The sequence below is a fragment of the Pigmentiphaga sp. NML030171 genome (genome assembly GCF_002188635.1).
Lineage (GTDB): Bacteria > Pseudomonadota > Gammaproteobacteria > Burkholderiales > Burkholderiaceae_B > Pigmentiphaga > Pigmentiphaga daeguensis.
In genome coordinates, this window is the sequence record NZ_NINX01000012.1 from 1 (window position 1) to 2,987 (window position 2,987).

At 53.7% G+C, this 2,987-nt stretch carries 2 rRNA genes; both read right to left on the reverse strand.

The window, feature by feature from the left end:
• Positions 1–51: 51 nt before the first annotated feature.
• Positions 52–164 (reverse strand): 5S ribosomal RNA (gene rrf, locus CDO46_RS02135).
• 148 nt (positions 165–312) lie between these two features.
• Positions 313–2,987: ribosomal RNA gene (locus CDO46_RS02140) — 23S ribosomal RNA — on the reverse strand; the annotation flags it as partial.

A 2,987-nucleotide genomic window follows, 5' to 3' on the forward strand; every position in this document is an offset into this window, starting at 1 on the left:
AAAGACAAAACCCCCGGCCGGGTTTCCGGTCGGGGGTTTTGAGGGAGGGTAGCCTGACGATGACCTACTTTCACAGACGTCCGTCCACTATCATCGGCGCAAAGGCGTTTCACTGTCCTGTTCGGGATGGGAAGGAGTGGGACCACCTTGCTATGGTCGTCAGGCTTTAACTTGTTGGCGGGGTGTTGATCGCGCGCAGGGTTGCTGCGTCGCAGGCTCGAACAACCTGCCCAATTGGAAGAAGCACAACAGTGTTGGTAGCGAAGCTACCTGGTGTGTGACTGCGGCACACGCTACAACCGCCAGGGTTATAGGATCAAGCCGCACGGGCAATTAGTATCGGTTAGCTCAACGCATTACTGCGCTTCCACACCCGACCTATCAACGTCCTGGTCTCGAACGGCCCTTCAGGGGGGTCAAGCCCCCGGGAGATCTTATCTTCAGACGAGTTTCCCGCTTAGATGCCTTCAGCGGTTATCTCTTCCGTACATAGCTACCCGGCAATGCCATTGGCATGACAACCGGTACACCAGCGGTACGTCCATTCCGGTCCTCTCGTACTAGGAACAGGCTCCGTCAAATCTCCAGCGCCCACGGCAGATAGGGACCAAACTGTCTCACGACGTTTTAAACCCAGCTCACGTACCTCTTTAAATGGCGAACAGCCATACCCTTGGGACCGGCTACAGCCCCAGGATGAGATGAGCCGACATCGAGGTGCCAAACACCGCCGTCGATATGAACTCTTGGGCGGTATCAGCCTGTTATCCCCAGAGTACCTTTTATCCGTTGAGCGATGGCCCTTCCATACAGAACCACCGGATCACTATGTCCTGCTTTCGCACCTGTTCGACTTGTCAGTCTCACAGTTAAGCACGCTTATGCCATTGCACTATCAGCACGATTTCCGACCGTACCTAGCGTACCTTCGAACTCCTCCGTTACCCTTTAGGAGGAGACCGCCCCAGTCAAACTGCCCACCATGCACTGTCCCCGGCCCGGATAACGGGCCAAGGTTAGAACCGCAAACAAATCAGGGTGGTATTTCAAGGACGGCTCCACCGAATCTAGCGACTCGGTTTCAACGCCTCCCACCTATCCTACACAGACCGGTTCACAGTCCAATGCAAAGCTACAGTAAAGGTTCATGGGGTCTTTCCGTCTAGCCGCGGGTAGATTGCATCATCACAAACATTTCAACTTCGCTGAGTCTCAGGAGGAGACAGTGTGGCCATCGTTACGCCATTCGTGCAGGTCGGAACTTACCCGACAAGGAATTTCGCTACCTTAGGACCGTTATAGTTACGGCCGCCGTTTACCGGGGCTTCGATCAAGAGCTTGCACCCCATCACTTAACCTTCCGGCACCGGGCAGGCGTCACACCCTATACGTCCACTTTCGTGTTTGCAGAGTGCTGTGTTTTTATTAAACAGTCGCAGCCACCGATTCTCTGCGACCCTTTCACGCTCAGCGCGCAGGCGCTTCACGCTACCAGGGCATACCTTCTCCCGAAGTTACGGTATCAATTTGCCGAGTTCCTTCTCCTGAGTTCTCTCAAGCGCCTTAGAATATTCATCCCGTCCACCTGTGTCGGTTTGCGGTACGGTCTCGTTTAACTGAAGCTTAGAGGCTTTTCCTGGGACCACTTCCAATCACTTCGCGAACAAGTTCGCTCGTGCCACACCCTTGAATTACGCACCCGGATTTGCCTAAGTGCCTTCTTCGATGCAGCAACGGGGACTTCCAACACCCCGATGACATTCCGCGATCCGTCCCCCCATCGCATTAAACGACGGTGCTGGAATATTAACCAGCTTCCCATCAGCTACGCATCTCTGCCTCGCCTTAGGGGCCGACTCACCCTACGCCGATGAACGTTGCGTAGGAAACCTTGGACTTACGGCGAGAGGGCCTTTCACCCTCTTTATCGCTACTCATGTCAGCATTCGCACTTCTGATACCTCCAGCAGCCTTTACAAGCCACCTTCGCAGGCTTACAGAACGCTCCCCTACCACGCACAGTAAACTGTGCATCCGCAGCTTCGGTATATCGCTTAGCCCCGTTACATCTTCCGCGCAGGACGACTCGATCAGTGAGCTATTACGCTTTCTTTAAAGGATGGCTGCTTCTAAGCCAACTTCCTGACTGTCTATGCCTTCCCACTTCGTTTCCCACTTAGCGATATTTGGGGACCTTAGCTGGCGGTCTGGGTTGTTTCCCTCTTGAGTCCGGACGTTAGCACCCGGTGCTCTGTCTCCCGAGCTGTACTTCCAGGTATTCGGAGTTTGCAATGGTTTGGTAAGTCGCCATGACCCCCTAGCCATAACAGTGCTCTACCCCCTGGAGTAATACTCGAGGCACTACCTAAATAGTTTTCGGGGAGAACCAGCTATTTCCAGACTTGTTTAGCCTTTCACCCCTATCCACAGCTCATCCCCTAGTTTTTCAACACTAGTGGGTTCGGTCCTCCAGCACGTGTTACCGTGCCTTCAACCTGGCCATGGATAGATCGTCTGGTTTCGGGTCTACACCCAGCGACTGAACGCCCTGTTCGGACTCGCTTTCGCTACGCCTCCCCTATTCGGTTAAGCTTGCCACTGAATGTAAGTCGCTGACCCATTATACAAAAGGTACGCCGTCACCCCACAAGGAGGCTCCGACTGTTTGTATGCATGCGGTTTCAGGATCTATTTCACTCCCCTTCCGGGGTTCTTTTCGCCTTTCCCTCACGGTACTGGTTCACTATCGGTCGATCACGAGTATTTAGCCTTGGAGGATGGTCCCCCCATCTTCAGACAGGATTACACGTGTCCCGCCCTACTTATCGTACGCCTAGTCCCACTTCAGAGATTTCGAATACAGGGCTATCACCTGCTATGGCCGGACTTTCCAGACCGTTCTTCTATCACCGAAGCTAACTCGTACAGGCTCTTCCGATTTCGCTCGCCACTACTTTCGGAATCTCGGTTGATTTCTTTTCCTCGAG